Consider the following 14,237-nt stretch of genomic DNA (forward strand, 5'->3'; position numbering starts at 1 on the left):
ACCCTGCGCGTTGGAGGAGATCGGGTGATCGCTCATCGGGGTTCCCGGTGGGAGGAAAGTCCGGACTCCGAGGGCGGGGCGCTGGGTAATTCCCAGGCGGAGCGATCCGACACCAGCACCACAGAGAACAGACCGCCGATGGCCGAGACGATATGGACTCCATTCGGTCGTCTTCGGATCAGGCAAGGGTGAAACGGCGGGGTAAGAGCCCACCGCGTTTGTGGCGACACAAATGGCACGGTAAGCGTCGCCCGGAGCAAGACCAAATAGGAGGACGACCGGAACGGTCGGCATGCCGACCGGATTCGGAAAGGCTGGCCCGGCCGAGGTCCTCGGGTAGGTCGCTTGAGGCCCGGAGCGATCCGGGTCCCAGAGAAATGATCACCACCGTCCGAGAGTCTTTCTCAGATGGAACAGAATCCGGCTTATAGGTTTCCTCCGGCGCGCCTTTAGAATCGCTCGTCGTAGGTCCCATTCAGTCATCTTGCCCGACAGGCTTTCCACCTGATCGATCAACACAACCGGAATACGGTTCCCGTAGCGGTTAGCCAGGCGTGAGTCGGTGTCAATATCCACCTTGGCGAGCTCAAATGCCATCTCGCACTGGAGCCTCTGCGCCATCTGATGGACAACTTCACACCAGTGACAGTCTCGCCTGGAGAGAACCGTAACCCGGATCGGGGATATCGCGCTCATGTGTCCGAACGAGCCTTCTCGGACCAGAAGGTCGAACAAAGCGTAGCATGAAGCGGCTCAGGCTGTCACCGAGCCGTTTTTCTCCGGTTCGCCGTGATTCCTATTGACGCCACCGGTAGGCGATGGTACCATCGCCCATCTTAATCATTGATTTTTCAGTAGGATCGGAGAGAGTGTCGGGCGCCGTTTCTCGTAACGTGGCAAAAGGTGCGGAGTTTGTCGTAGAGCTGAGACGGTGGGGAGCAAGGGGGGAGTTATGAAGCTCACCGGTGCAGAGATTTTTGTCGAATGCCTCCGCCGTGAAGGAGTGAAGACCATCTTCGCCTTGCCGGGTGGGGTCGTCTTGAAGATCTTCGACGTCTTGCATCAGCAGAAGGACATTCAAGTGATCCTGACGAGGCATGAGCAGGGCGCTGGACACATGGCCGAAGGCTATGCCAAGGCTACCGGGAAGGCCGGCGTCGCGCTTGTCACGTCTGGGCCGGGCATGACCAATGTAATCACTGCTCTGGCTGACGCCTATATGGATTCTGTCCCGTTGGTGTGCTTCAGCGGCCAGGTGCCGACCAGCCTGATCGGAAACGATGCGTTTCAGGAAGCGGACAACATCGGGCTCAGCCGGCCCTGTACCAAATACAACTTTCTCGTGAAGGATGCAAACGACCTGGCGGTCACGATCAAGGAAGCTTTCTATATCGCTACGACCGGCCGGCCGGGCCCGGTCTTGGTTGACATTCCGAAAGATGTGTCGATGAACAAGGCTGACTTCCACTACCCGAACTCAGTGTCGATCCGGGGGTACAATCCGACGTACGACGGAAACAAATGGCAGATTAAACAGGCGGCCGAAGCTATTATGAAGGCCAAGAAGCCGATCCTGTACGTCGGCGGGGGGGTGATTTTCTCCGGTGCTTCCCAGGAGCTGTTGGAGCTGGCGGAACTGACTCAGATCCCGGTGGATATGACCTTGATGGCCCTGGGGGCGTTTCCCGGCGAGCATCCGCTCTGCCTGGGTATGATGGGTATGCACGGCACCTACTGGGCCAACATGGCGGTTCACTATTCCGATCTGGTCATCGCGGTCGGTGCACGCTTCGATGACCGGGTCACCGGCAAGGTCTCGGAGTTCTGCCCGTATGCCAAAATCATTCACATCGACATCGATCCGACCTCCATTCGGAAGAATATTCATGTCGATATTCCGATCGTAGGCGATTGCAAACGGGTGTTGCGGGAGTTGAATCAGATCCTGCGGGCGACGGTGAATGGGGATCAGAAAGAGCTTCGGAAGCCGTGGTGGGACCAGATCCGCGAATGGCAGAAGGCCCATCCTCTGACCTACGAGCAGGATCCGCAGGGCCCAATCAAGCCGCAGCACGTGATCAAACGGCTCTACGAATTGACGAAGGATCGCGATCCGATTGTGTCCACGGATGTGGGTCAGCACCAGATGTGGACGGCGCAGTATTTTAAACTGGCCAGGCCGAACCGATGGCTGACCTCGGGTGGGCTGGGCACGATGGGGTTCGGATTCCCCGCCGCATTGGGCGCCCAGGCGGCCTTTCCCGATCGGCTGGTCCTCTGCATCGCCGGCGACGGCAGCGTACAGATGAATATGCAGGAAATGGCGACGGCCGTCGTGAACAAGCTGCCGGTAAAGCTGGTCATCATCAACAACCGGTTCCATGGCATGGTGCGCCAGTGGCAGGATCTGTTCTATGAAGGACGATATGCATCGAGCTACCTGGATGTGGTGCCGGACTTCGTCAAGTTGGCGGAAGCCTATGGGGCAGTCGGTCTGCGGGCGGAGAGGGTCTCGGACTTGGACGGCGTGCTGAAGGAAGCCCTCGCCGTGAATGGGCCAGTGGTCGTCGACGTGTTGGTGGACCAGTACGAAAACTGCTATCCGATGATTCCGGCTGGCGGCTGCAACCATGAAATGATCCTGGCCGATCCCCCGGAGCTGAAGAAGAAGCAGGCGACGCCGTCGCCGGTGACGCCGGAGGACAAAGACACGGTGCTCACCGCGTGATCGAGTGGGCGCAAATAGCGAATAGCTCGTAGCTCAGAGCTGCCAGCTACCTTGTTATGTGCTGTCGGCTATTAGCCGTATGGAACACATCATCTCCGTTACGGTGGAAAACAAGTTCGGCGTCCTTTCGCGCGTAGCCGGGCTGTTCAGCGGGCGGGGCTTCAACATCGAGAGCCTCTCGGTGGCCCCCACCCTCGATCCGTCGATGTCGATGATGACGATCGTCACTTCGGGCGACGACCGGATCATCGAGCAGATCGTCAAACAGCTCAACAAGCTGATCGACGTGATCAAGGTGGTGGACCTCAACGAAAGCGAGTTCGTGTCGCGCGAAACGGCGCTCATCAAGGTGCACACCAAATCCGAGGACCGCGCCGAAGCCCTGCGAATCGCCGACATTTTCCGCGCCAACGTCATCGATTCCACGCCGACGACCTATACGATCGAGGTGACGGGAGATCCCAAGAAGATCGAAGCAATTATCAATCTGCTCCAGCCACTTGGCATCAAGGAATTGGTCAGGACCGGCCGGGTCGCCATCGCCCGAGAGCCCATCAGACCGGCCGCCGCTCAGCCGAAGCGGGTCGCAAAAGAATAGGCGAATAGGCTATGGGTTATAGGTACTGGGCGATAGGCAGGGGGAGGACCTGGCGATGGTGTCCATCGCCTATAGCCCAGCGCCTACAGCCTGCGCTCGAGGAGTTTTGACGATGAAAATCTATTACGACAAGGATACCGATCTGCAGCAGATTCGCAGCAAGCGAGTTGCCGTGATCGGATACGGCAGCCAGGGCCATGCGCACGCCCTCAACCTGAAGGAGAGCGGGGTCCAGGTGGTCGTTGGGCTGCGGGAAGGGAATTCATGGAAGAAAGCGGAAGCGAGCGGACTGAAGGTAATGCCCGTCGCCGATGCGGTCAAAATGGCTGACGTGGTCATGATCCTGGCGCCGGACGAGGCTCAGCCGGCCATCTACCGGCAGGAGATCGCACCCCATCTGAAGGCGGGTGCCTACCTGGCGTTCGGCCATGGGTTCAACATCCACTTCGGCCAGATTGTGCCGCCCGCGAACATCAATGTCTTTATGGTTGCGCCCAAGGGGCCGGGGCATCTGGTGCGGTCGGAATACACCAAAGGCAGCGGCGTACCGGTGCTGCTGGCGATTCACCAGGACCCTAGCGGCAATACGAGACAAGTGGGGTTGGCCTATGCAAGTGCGATCGGCGGCGGACGTGCTGGCGTGATCGAGACCACCTTTCGGGAGGAAACGGAGACCGATCTCTTCGGGGAGCAGGTTGTCCTGTGCGGCGGGCTCACCTCACTGATTCAAGCCGGATTTGAAACCCTGGTGGAAGCCGGCTACTCGCCGGAGATGGCGTACTTCGAGTGCCTGCACGAGGTCAAATTGATTGTGGACCTCATTTATGAGGGCGGCATCGCCAACATGCGCTACTCCATCAGCACGACCGCGAAGTACGGCGACGTGACGCGAGGGCCGCGGATCATCACGGAAGAGACCAAACGGGAGATGCGGAAAATTCTCTCGGAGATTCAAAGCGGCCAGTTCGCGAAAGAGTGGGTATTGGAGAATCAAGCCAATCGTCCCGTCTACAACGCATTGCTGGCCAAAGGCGAAGCCCATCCGATCGAAGACGTTGGCGCCAGATTGCGCGCTATGATGCCCTGGCTGAAGAAGGACAAGCTGGTCGATAAATCGAAGAATTGATTGCGCCATGGCAGATCGCGCGGCCGGTCTCCCGATCGTCAAAGAGGGAATTCCCTTTGTGGGAACGGCGGGCGGTCTTACACTCGCCGGTGGGTGGCTGGGCTGGCCGGTCGCCGCGACGGTGTTCGGTGCGCTCACGCTCTTTACCGCATGGTTCTTCCGGAATCCCAGGCGAACCATCCCGCAGGGACCGGGGTTGATCGTCGCTCCTGGAGACGGCAAGGTCATCGCCATCGATGAAGAATACGAGCCGCGGTTTCTCAAGGAGCGGAGCATCCGGCTGAGCATTTTTCTCAATATTTTCGACGTGCACGTCAACCGGATTCCCTGTGAGGGAACGGTCGAAGACGTGATCTATCAGCCGGGCCGCTTTGTGGCTGCCAACCGGCCGGAAGCTAGTCTGAGGAACGAGCAGAATGCGCTCATGCTCAGGACCGCCGGCGGCGCCAAGGTGCTCTGTGTCCAGGTGGCGGGTATAATCGCGCGCCGCATTGTGTGCTGGGTCTCTCCGGGCGAGACGGTTCAGCGGGGGGAGCGGTTTGGATTGATTCGGTTCGGCTCACGGATGGACACATTCCTACCGTTGGGCACCGCGCTGCGTGTGGCGGTGGGCGACCGGGTCAAAGGCGGCGAGACCGTCGTGGGGGAGTTTCGGTGAAAACAACCGGATTCCGCGGGGCCTTCGCGAGGGTTGGGAGACGGCGGCGGGCCGTCAATCTGATTCCGAACCTGTTCACGACCGGAAATCTGTGTTGCGGCGTGTTCGCCATTCTCGCGGTCTTCAACGCCAACTATCTCGCGGCAGCGATCGCGATCCTTGTGGCGATGGTATTCGACGTGTTGGATGGAAAATCGGCGCGGCTGACGAACAGCACGAGCCAGTTCGGCCTGGAATACGATTCGCTGGCCGACGTGGTGTCGTTCGGAGTGGCTCCGGGCCTGTTGATCTATTCGTGGGCGCTCAGCGGGCAGGGCATGTTCGGCGCCGCGGTGATGTTCGCGTATGTGGCCCTAGGGGCCGTCCGCCTGGCTCGATTCAACTCGACTGTCGCCAGCACGGACAGCAAATACTTTACGGGCCTGGCCATTCCAGCCGCGGCCGGGGTGGTCGCCTCGCTCGTCATCTTCGACCATCACATCGTGCGGATGGGGGCGGAAGTCAAGCCGCTGTTGATCCTGATCATCACGCTGACGTTGGCGTTCCTTATGGTCAGCACGATCAAGTATCGCAGCTTCAAGGATCTGAAGTTCAGAGGCGGCCGCCACTTCAACTACCTAGTCTGGGTGATCCTCGGACTTATGCTGGTGATGGCTTGGCCTCAGGTCATGTTATTTGTTATTTTTGCCGCGTACGCGGTGTCAGGGCCGATTGAACGTGGTCTCGGACTGTTGACGAAGATGTTTGGGAAGCGCGGCAGCCAGGCGAAGACCGAGCTGCCGTTGTTGAACGGCAAAGAATAACGGCGACGACGAGGAGTAGTAGGCGATCCGCACGGAATCGAGCGAGTTGGTGGGCGGTGCGAACCAACCCGTGACTCGCCGAACTCGCCTCCGAGCCGGGTTTGTGAAGGGGCGTCTGGTGCGGCTTTTGGGCCTTGTGCAAGGCGCCCCGCGTAGCAGACCCCGCCTCACCCACGATACGGGTGCAAGGAAGGGCGACCGACCGCGGGAACGTCGGGACGGTCGCTGAATCAGGGTGGTACCACGGAGCGCGTGAAGCCTTCGTCCCTGAGGCGGGATGGAGGCTTTTGTATTTCTGAGCGGAAATTGTGCCAGCGAGTAGCTAGTCGCGAATAGCTTCGCGAGCGAGGGGGGTTGTTCGCTATTGTCTGCTCGCGCAGGTAGGGGGGTGCCGACATGACACGGATGATCCGGATCTTCGACACGACATTGCGGGACGGCGAGCAGTCGCCGGGAGCCAGCATGAACGTGGAAGAAAAAGTGATGATCGCCAAGCAACTGGCTCGGCTGGGCGTGGACATCATCGAAGCCGGCTTCGCCTACAGCTCTCCCGGCGATTTCGAAGCGGTGCGGCGGATTGCCCAGGAAGTCGAAGGGCCGATCATCTGCAGTCTCGCGCGAGCGAGACCCGAAGACATCGATCGCGCGTGGGAAGCGTTGAAAGGCGCACCCAAGGTCCGCATCCATACGTTTTTGTCCACGTCCGACATCCATCTCAAATACCAGTTTCGGATGACGCGAGAAGAAGCCAAGAAACGGGCCGTCGAAATGGTCCAACGGGCGCGGAGCTATGTGGACGACGTGGAATTCTCGCCGATGGACGCTAGCCGATCCGACCCCTCCTATTTGTACGAGGTCTTGGAGGCGGTGATCGAGGCGGGAGCGGGGACCATCAACATTCCCGACACGGTGGGCTACGCGGTCCCGCAGGAGTTCGGTAGGCTCATCCGCGGGATTAGGGAAAAAGTGCCGAACAGCTCGAAAGCGGTGATATCCGTGCACTGCCACAACGATTTGGGGTTGGCGGTGGCCAACAGTTTGGCCGCCGTGCTGGAGGGCGCCGGGCAGGTCGAATGCACCATCAACGGCATCGGCGAGCGGGCCGGTAACACCGCGCTGGAAGAAATCGTCTTGGGTCTGCGGACGCGCAAGGATTTCTACGGTGCTGACACCAGGATCAACACGGAGGAGATCTCCAAGACGAGCCGCCTGGTCAGCAAAATCACCGGCATGGTGGTCCAACCCAACAAAGCCATCGTCGGAGCCAACGCCTTCGCGCACACGTCCGGCATCCATCAGGACGGTTTGCTAAAGGAGAAGACCACCTACGAGATCATGCGGCCGGAGTCCATCGGTCTGGTGGACAGCAAGCTGGTCATGGGCAAGCTGTCGGGCCGGCATGCCTTCCGACAGCGGCTGGAAGAACTCGGGTACACGCTGACAGACGAAGAGATCAACCGCGCCTTCGATCGGTTCAAACGTCTGGCTGATCAGAAGAAAGAGATCTACGAGGAAGACCTCGAGGTGATTGTGTCCGAGGAGATCGCGAAGATCTCGGAGCGGGTGGTGCTGAAATCGTTGTCTGTCGAGAGCGGCACCAACCGGATTCCCACTGCCACGGTCGAGTTGGAAATCGACGGACGACTGGTCAAGCAAACAGGTACGGGAGACGGGCCGGTCGATGCCGTCTATCGGACCATCGCAGCGATGACCCAGACCAAGAGCCGGCTGCTGATGTATGCGGTCAAGGCGATCACCGGCGGGACGGATGCGCAGGGTGAAGTCGCGGTGCGGCTCGAGGAGGGCGGGCGGACCGTGTCCGGGCACGGGGCCGATACGGACATCATCGTGGCGTCCGCACGGGCGTACCTGAATGCCTTGAACAAGCTCGCGTTCTGGGCATCCAAACAGGCCGAGGGGATGCAAAAAGTCAGCGTGATTTGAGCGGAACTCTAAGTGCTGAAGACGAGCCTGAGCGAATGCCCGGAGTTTTTGGCCGGCGATCATACGTGGTTGCGGGAACTCCTCCATCCGGACAAGGCGCCTCTGTGCATCCGGTACAGTTTGGCGCACGGTAAGCTGGATCCGGGCCGGAGGTCGAAGTGGCACCGGCTGGCGTCGTCGGAAGTCTATTACTTCATCGCCGGCCGAGGCGTCTTCACGGTCGGCGACCGCTCGGTGCCGGTGGCACCCGGGTCTGTCGTATACGTGCCGCCAGGAAGCAAACAGTCGCTGCTGAACGACGGCGCCGTTCCCCTTGAGTTTCTGTGTCTGGTGGACCCGGCCTGGCGGCGAGAGGACGAGGAAGTGTTGGAATAGGTGGCGATAGGTGATGGGCAATAGGCCATGAATTGCCGGACCAGGATACTTCGCAATTCCCCTTGCCATCGCCCGTCGCCCCTCTAACCTCAGGAGTGGCTGGTGAAAGCGAAGATTGCGGTGCTAGCTGGTGACGGCGTCGGTCGGGAAATCGTGCCCGAGGCGGTCAAGGTGCTTAAGGCCGTCGCGGAACGGTACGGGCATGCGTTCGAGTTCATCGCAGGAGACATCGGTGGGCAGGCTATTGAGAAAATGGGCGTCCCGCTGCCGCAAGAGACCCTGATATTGGCGAAGCAGAGCGACGCAGTGTTGCTCGGGGCGGTGGGCGGTCCCAAGTGGGAAGGGCTCCCGTACGGGCTCCGACCGGAACGGGCGCTGTTGGGGCTGCGCGAGCAGCTCGGTCTGTTCGCCAATCTGCGTCCGGCCAAGCTCTACCCGATGCTGGCTGAGGCGTCGACGCTCAAACGGGAAGTCATCGAGGGCATCGACCTGCTCGTCGTACGGGAGTTGACCGGGGGGATTTACTTCGGCAAACCGAAAGGCATCGAAACAATTCCCGGCGGTGAGCGGGGCGTCAACACCGAGGTCTATACGACGGGAGAGATCGCACGCATCGCCAAGGTCGCCTTCGAGGCGGCGCGCAAGCGGCGCAAAAAGGTCACATCGGTGGACAAGGCCAACGTGCTGGAATCGTCCGAGCTGTGGCGGCGCGTGGTCACGGAGGTTCATCGAGCCTATCCGGATGTCGAGCTGACTCATATGTACGTCGATAACTGCGCTATGCAGTTGATTCGGAATCCGAAGCAATTCGACGTGTTGCTCTGCAATAACCTGTTCGGCGATATCCTGAGCGATGAGGCGGCCATGCTGACCGGTTCCATCGGCATGCTTCCGTCGGCCAGCCTCGGTGCCCACGCCGGCCTGTACGAGCCCATTCACGGCAGCGCCCCGGACATCGCCGGCAAGAACATCGCTAATCCCATCGCCACGATCGCGTCGGCGGCCATGATGCTCTCCTATACGTTCAACCTAGGCAAGGAAGCGGATGCGATCGAGCAGGCTATTGTCAAGACGCTGGACCTGGGCTACCGGACCAAGGACATTGCCGCTCCGGGGACCAGGATTGTGGGAACGACCGAGATGGGCGACGCGATTGTGCGCAACCTTAGGTAGCGTGACGGGCTCCGACCATGTTGATCTCAGCAAGACCAGGGACGATTCACACGGTCGCCGGTACTGGCGAACCGGGGTACTCGGGAGATGGCGCACCGGCGGCAGCAGCTTGTCTGAACGAGCCCAAGGGTGTGACCGTGGACGAGCGCGGGTCCGTCTATATCGCCGATTCGGAAAATCACGTCATCCGGAGGGTCGATCTCACAACAGGTATCATCACGACCGTTGCGGGAAAAGCGGTGGGTCCGGTGGGCCTCTCTGATGATCGAGACAATTCGTGCCTGATGCATGGCTCTGCCGATGACGATCCCTTCGAAACTTTGGATCGGTCCGGTCCCGAACGGTTCGCACAACTGGCCGATCTAAGCGGGACAGTGCGGTTTGTCACAGGCATGGCATCCGGCAAGGGGCGGTTTGCGGGAGACGGCGGACTGGCGACCGAGGCGCTCTTGAATTTTCCCTCCGGCGTCGCGGTGGACGAGTACGGCAACCTCTATATCGCGGACACGATGAATCACCGGATTCGCCGGGTGGACGGGGCAACTGGCATCATCACGACCGTGGCTGGTACGGGACAGCCTCGGTTCTCCGGCGACGGCGGGCCGGCCGTCGCCGCGGCGTTGAACGAACCGACCGCGGTGGTTGTGGACCGGAACGGTCGTCTCTACATCGCCGACCAGAGCAACAACCGGGTTCGCGTCGTCGATCTGGAAACGGGCATCATCCGAACCATCGCGGGTACGGGAACGGCGGCCTACGGTGGAGACGGGGAACGTGGGATTCACGCCAGCTTGGCTGGCCCGAGCGGTCTCGCCTGGGGGCCGGAAGAGGTGCTCTACGTCGCCGATACCTTTAACGGCCGGATTCGCAGGATCGATCCGGTGACGGGGCTGATCGATACTGTCCTCGGGGATGGTGGTGAGTATCAGTATCAGGGAGAGGCGGACCGTCCTTCGATGAGCCTTTCCCGTCCCTATGGCATCGCTGTCGATCGACAGGGTAACATTCTGGTGACTGATTCCGACAACCACCTCATCCGAAGGTGGGATCGGAAGACCGGAAGCGTGATGCGAATCGCCGGTGCGGGTGCGGCCCGGTTTGCAGGAGACGGTGGGCCAGCTGGCGAGGCCAGTCTGAATTATCCGTTCGGGGTCGCCGTTGACGGGTGCGGGAGGATCTTTGTCGCGGACACGTTCAACCATCGGATTCGCGTGATCGTGACGGAACGGACGTGACGCGTGATGCGTAACGGGCTAGAGAGGTGGAAAGTATGCTGACCAGGAAAGCGGCGTACCGCGTAGCGGTGGTCGGGGCGACCGGCGCGGTTGGGGCGGAGATGATCGAGGTGCTGGAAGAACGCAAGTTTCCGGTCGAGAACCTCCTGCCCCTGGCATCCGTTCGATCAGCCGGTGGAACCGTGTCGTTCCGCGGCCAGGAGATTCCCGTCAGGATTTTAAGTAAGGATTCCTTCGAAGGCATTGACATTGCGCTGTTCTCGGCCGGGAGTGATGTGAGCCGGGAGTTCGCCCCACTGGCCGCAAAAGCCGGTGCGGTGGTGATTGATAACAGCGCAGCATGGCGGATGGAACCAGATGTGCCCCTGGTGGTTCCGGAAGTGAACCGGTCCGACGTGTTCTCGCACAAGGGGATCATCGCCAATCCGAACTGCTCAACGATCCAAATGGTCGTCGCCCTGAAGCCGCTTCACGATCAGGCACGGATTAAACGGATCGTGGTCACCACCTTCCAATCTGTCTCCGGCACCGGAAAAGAGGCGATGGACGAGTTGATGGAGGAAACGCGGGCTCTGTTGAGCTTCAAGGAGGCGAAGCCCAAGGTCTATCCCTATCAGATCGCGTTCAACTGCCTGCCGCACATTGACGAGTTTCTTCCCTCCGGGTACACGAAGGAAGAAATGAAGTTATTGAACGAGACCAGGAAAATCATGGGCGATCCGTCGATTCGGGTGACGGCCACGACCGTACGCGTGCCGGTTTATGTCGGGCATTCGGAGGCCATCAATATCGAGACGGAGCGGAAACTGACCGCCAACGAAGCGCGGGCGATTCTCTCCACCGCGCCCGGCGTGCAACTGTACGACGATCCCCAGCGGAAGATCTATCCCATGCCGCTCGACGTGGCCGGCAGGGACGAGGTCTACGTCGGCCGGATTCGCGAGGATGAATCGATTCCCAACGGCTTAAACCTCTGGGTGGTAGCCGATAATCTGCGAAAGGGCGCTGCGCTCAATGCGGTCCAGATCGCCGAATGTCTGATACAATAACGCGCGATGTTTGAGTGGAGTCCGATAGGCAAGCTCTTGATCGCGCTGGGGCTGGGTATCGCGCTGATCGGCCTGCTGCTGACACTTTCCGACAAACTGCCCAGTCTAGGAGGCGCATTCAGTTGGTTCGGGAGGCTCCCCGGCGATATTTCGATCAAGCGCGACCACTTCAGTTTCTACTTTCCGATTGCGACCAGCATCCTCCTCAGCGTCGTGCTGAGTCTGCTCCTCTATCTCCTCTCGTGGTTGTTCCGGCGATGAAACTCGCGACGGTCATGGCGGCGGGCCTGTGCGCCTGGCAATGGACGGGACCGTTGTGCGGGGAAGCGGCCGCGGCGGCGGAGTCGATCCGTGTGCTGCTCGCGCAGGATGCCCAACGGATCGAACTGCGAGCCGGCGTCGGCCTGACGCTCCAGCTCTCGACCGGAGAACACCGAGCGATGCGTCCACCGATTTCGGTGACGGCGGTCGGCGGCTTGATCGCGCTGAACGGAGAGAAAGCGCCCGGCGACTGGCTCGTGGTCCAAGTGTCGAGCGGCCATTTGACGCTCGTGATCGCCGCAGGATCTTCGAACGGGACGTCGGCCAACGGGAACGGAGTCACACCCGGATCGGGCATGACCACGCTGGAAGTCGCTGGCCAGGTGTCGGTGCTGCGCCGGGGCCAAGGGCTCATGGTCGTCAACGAACTGGATCTAGAGGAATATGTCAAAGGAGTCGTCCCCTCGGAGGTCAACGCAGCCTGGCATCCGGAGGTGCTGAAGGCCCAGGCGGTCGCTGCACGCACGTATGCACTCTACCAGCGGATGTTGAGCGCCGGACGCGACTATGATTTGGCGGCCGGCACGCAGGATCAGGTCTATCGGGGACGCCACGGCATCGATAGCCGGATCGAGCAGGCGGTCGAAACGACCCGCGGGCTCGTCGTGACCTATCAGCAGGCGCCGATCTATGCGGCGTTTTCTTCCACCGCCGCGGGCCTCACCGAGGACGCGCTCAACGTCTGGTCGAAGGATTTGCCCTACCTGAAGGGCGTGGAATGTCCGTTCGATGCCAACTCCCCTTACTATCGCTGGCGGACCTCGTTCAAGCTGGAGACCCTGGAGCGGAATCTCCGGCAACAGGGGATTGCAGTCGGCACGATCGCGACGTTGGCACCTGCCTCCTACAGCCGGGCCGGTCGGGTGACGAAACTGCGGGTCTTGCACTCCCAAGGAGAACTGTACCTTCGCGGTGAGGATCTGCGCCGCGTCATCGGGTACGCGGTGATTCCCAGCACGCAGTTCGACCTGGATGTTGTCGGCCCTGATGTGGTCGTGTCCGGGCATGGGGCTGGACATGCCGTCGGGCTGTGTCAGTGGGGTGCGAAGGAACTGGCCGAACTCGGCTATCCCTTCGCGACGATTCTCCGCTATTACTATCCGGGGACGGAACTGCAATCCGTCTCGTTGGTCAGACCGCCATCCGGTCTCGGTCCGTGATGTTGCTTTCCGAGTTCGACTTTCCCTTCGATTCGAGCCTCATCGCGTCGAAGCCCGTTGAACCCCGCGACCAGGCTCGCCTCCTGGTCGTGGATCGAGGAGCCGGTCGTTTCTTCCATCGACGAGTCCTGGATTTACCTTCCTTGCTGAAGCCTGGAGACCTCGTCGTCGTCAACGATACCAAAGTGATGGCGGCGCGCCTGAACGGCCGCAAGCAACCAGGCGGCAGACAGGTGGACGTGCTGTTCGTCAAGGATCTGGGAGGAGGCATCTGGGAGGTCCTGCTGAAAGGGAGATTTCAGCCGGGGGATGCGATCGAGTTGACCTCACAGACCCGTGCGGTTATTGTAGAGCGCGGCGAGTCTCGAACGACCGTGCGCGTCGAATCACCCCGGCCGTTTCAGGAAGTCATGCGGGAGATTGGCCGGATGCCTCTCCCCCCCTACATCAAGCGCGAGCCGACCGCTGAGGATCGGACCTGGTATCAGACCCTGTTCGCGCGCCAAGAGGGGGCTGTGGCCGCCCCGACCGCCGGCTTGCACTTCACCGACCGGTTGCTCGCGTCGTTGCGCGAGCACGGCGTCATGCTCGCCACCGTCACGTTGCACGTGGGCCCGGCCACCTTCAGACCCGTGACCGTAGAGCGTATCGAGGACCACTCCATGGGAGCCGAATGGATCGAGGTATCGGTGGAAACGGCGGAATTGCTTCGCCGGACGAAAGCCGCCGGCGGTCGGGTCGTGGCGGTGGGGACCACCGTCGTCCGCGCGTTGGAATCGGCCGCCGATCCGAACGGGACTGTCCGACCGTTTCGAGGGGAAACCGAGTTGTTTATCGTTCCCGGTTATCGCTTCCGGGCCGTCGATATCCTGATGACCAACTTTCACCTTCCCCGGACGACGCTGCTCATGCTCGTGTCCGCTTTCGCCGGGGTCGAACGCATGCGGGCTGCCTACCAGGAGGCGATCAACGAGCGATATCGGTTGTACAGCTACGGGGACGCGATGTTGATACGATGAGCCGGCAGCTCAAAGCTGCCGGGGCTCCTGGCTGCTCGCTGCTTGCCC

Annotated in this window: 13 protein-coding genes, 1 other RNA gene and 1 pseudogene; 14 read left to right on the forward strand and 1 reads right to left on the reverse strand. The window is 60.8% G+C overall.

The features are described 5' to 3' along the window. The first annotated feature begins 12 nt into the window (after positions 1-12). An RNA gene (rnpB, locus tag ACWHTU_RS04170) (RNase P RNA component class A) lies at positions 13-444 on the forward strand. Positions 445-465: 21 nt separating this feature from the next. Here the strand turns inward: rnpB and ACWHTU_RS04175 are convergent. Continuing rightward, positions 466-696 (reverse strand): annotated as a pseudogene (locus ACWHTU_RS04175) (glutaredoxin family protein); the annotation flags it as partial. 256 nt (positions 697-952) lie between these two features. On the opposite strand from ACWHTU_RS04175, the gene ilvB reads away from it, so the two are divergent. The 13 genes from ilvB (at position 953) to queA (ending at position 14,189) form a co-directional block, all read left to right on the forward strand. Then, positions 953-2,728, forward strand: a complete 1,776-nt coding sequence (gene ilvB / locus ACWHTU_RS04180; RefSeq protein WP_447861905.1) for a biosynthetic-type acetolactate synthase large subunit — start codon at positions 953-955, stop codon at positions 2,726-2,728. 79 nt (positions 2,729-2,807) lie between these two features. Further along, positions 2,808-3,326 carry an acetolactate synthase small subunit gene (gene ilvN, locus ACWHTU_RS04185; RefSeq protein WP_447861906.1) on the forward strand — a complete coding sequence of 173 codons (519 nt, stop codon included), beginning with the start codon at positions 2,808-2,810 and terminating at the stop codon, positions 3,324-3,326. A gap of 112 nt (positions 3,327-3,438) precedes the next feature. Next, positions 3,439-4,452: a ketol-acid reductoisomerase gene (ilvC, locus tag ACWHTU_RS04190; RefSeq protein ID WP_447861907.1), complete on the forward strand. Its 1,014-nt coding sequence runs from the start codon at positions 3,439-3,441 to the stop codon at positions 4,450-4,452. Between the two features lie 7 nt (positions 4,453-4,459). Continuing rightward, on the forward strand, positions 4,460-5,110 hold the full coding sequence (locus ACWHTU_RS04195) for a phosphatidylserine decarboxylase family protein (protein ID WP_447861909.1): 651 nt from the start codon (positions 4,460-4,462) through the stop codon (positions 5,108-5,110). Then, complete coding sequence (pssA, locus tag ACWHTU_RS04200; RefSeq protein WP_447861911.1) at positions 5,107-5,913, forward strand: CDP-diacylglycerol--serine O-phosphatidyltransferase; 807 nt, start codon at positions 5,107-5,109, stop codon at positions 5,911-5,913. Before ACWHTU_RS04195 ends, pssA begins: the two co-directional genes overlap by 4 nt. 396 nt (positions 5,914-6,309) lie before the next feature. Further along, positions 6,310-7,857, forward strand: a complete 1,548-nt coding sequence (locus ACWHTU_RS04205) for a 2-isopropylmalate synthase (RefSeq protein ID WP_447861912.1) — start codon at positions 6,310-6,312, stop codon at positions 7,855-7,857. 12 nt (positions 7,858-7,869) lie between these two features. Then, positions 7,870-8,232, forward strand: a complete 363-nt coding sequence (locus ACWHTU_RS04210) for a cupin domain-containing protein (RefSeq protein WP_447861914.1) — start codon at positions 7,870-7,872, stop codon at positions 8,230-8,232. A gap of 102 nt (positions 8,233-8,334) precedes the next feature. Next, entirely contained in the window at positions 8,335-9,405 is a 1,071-nt protein-coding gene (leuB, locus tag ACWHTU_RS04215; protein WP_447861916.1) for a 3-isopropylmalate dehydrogenase, read from the forward strand. Between the two features lie 17 nt (positions 9,406-9,422). Then, complete coding sequence (locus ACWHTU_RS04220) at positions 9,423-10,640, forward strand: NHL domain-containing protein (RefSeq protein ID WP_447861917.1); 1,218 nt, start codon at positions 9,423-9,425, stop codon at positions 10,638-10,640. A 35-nt stretch (positions 10,641-10,675) separates the two neighbouring features. After that, complete coding sequence (locus ACWHTU_RS04225; RefSeq protein ID WP_447861919.1) at positions 10,676-11,689, forward strand: aspartate-semialdehyde dehydrogenase; 1,014 nt, start codon at positions 10,676-10,678, stop codon at positions 11,687-11,689. Between the two features lie 6 nt (positions 11,690-11,695). Further along, positions 11,696-11,950: a DUF2905 domain-containing protein gene (locus ACWHTU_RS04230; protein ID WP_447861921.1), complete on the forward strand. Its 255-nt coding sequence runs from the start codon at positions 11,696-11,698 to the stop codon at positions 11,948-11,950. Continuing rightward, positions 11,947-13,170, forward strand: a complete 1,224-nt coding sequence (locus ACWHTU_RS04235; protein ID WP_447861923.1) for a SpoIID/LytB domain-containing protein — start codon at positions 11,947-11,949, stop codon at positions 13,168-13,170. The genes ACWHTU_RS04230 and ACWHTU_RS04235 overlap by 4 nt, the downstream gene beginning before the upstream one ends. Continuing rightward, on the forward strand, positions 13,170-14,189 hold the full coding sequence (gene queA, locus ACWHTU_RS04240; protein WP_447863305.1) for a tRNA preQ1(34) S-adenosylmethionine ribosyltransferase-isomerase QueA: 1,020 nt from the start codon (positions 13,170-13,172) through the stop codon (positions 14,187-14,189). Before ACWHTU_RS04235 ends, queA begins: the two co-directional genes overlap by 1 nt. Positions 14,190-14,237 lie beyond the last annotated feature (48 nt).

Source organism: Nitrospira calida, assembly GCF_976986435.1.

Coding starts and splice junctions, on each gene's coding strand:
- ACWHTU_RS04235 (WP_447861923.1), top strand. CDS start 11,947: ATGAAACTCGCGACGGTCATGGCGGCGGGCCTGTGCGCCTGGCAATGG.
- ilvC (WP_447861907.1), top strand. CDS start 3,439: ATGAAAATCTATTACGACAAGGATACCGATCTGCAGCAGATTCGCAGC.
- ACWHTU_RS04195 (WP_447861909.1), top strand. CDS start 4,460: ATGGCAGATCGCGCGGCCGGTCTCCCGATCGTCAAAGAGGGAATTCCC.
- queA (WP_447863305.1), top strand. CDS start 13,170: ATGTTGCTTTCCGAGTTCGACTTTCCCTTCGATTCGAGCCTCATCGCG.
- ACWHTU_RS04225 (WP_447861919.1), top strand. CDS start 10,676: ATGCTGACCAGGAAAGCGGCGTACCGCGTAGCGGTGGTCGGGGCGACC.
- ilvB (WP_447861905.1), top strand. CDS start 953: ATGAAGCTCACCGGTGCAGAGATTTTTGTCGAATGCCTCCGCCGTGAA.
- ilvN (WP_447861906.1), top strand. CDS start 2,808: ATGGAACACATCATCTCCGTTACGGTGGAAAACAAGTTCGGCGTCCTT.
- ACWHTU_RS04220 (WP_447861917.1), top strand. CDS start 9,423: ATGTTGATCTCAGCAAGACCAGGGACGATTCACACGGTCGCCGGTACT.
- ACWHTU_RS04230 (WP_447861921.1), top strand. CDS start 11,696: ATGTTTGAGTGGAGTCCGATAGGCAAGCTCTTGATCGCGCTGGGGCTG.
- ACWHTU_RS04205 (WP_447861912.1), top strand. CDS start 6,310: ATGACACGGATGATCCGGATCTTCGACACGACATTGCGGGACGGCGAG.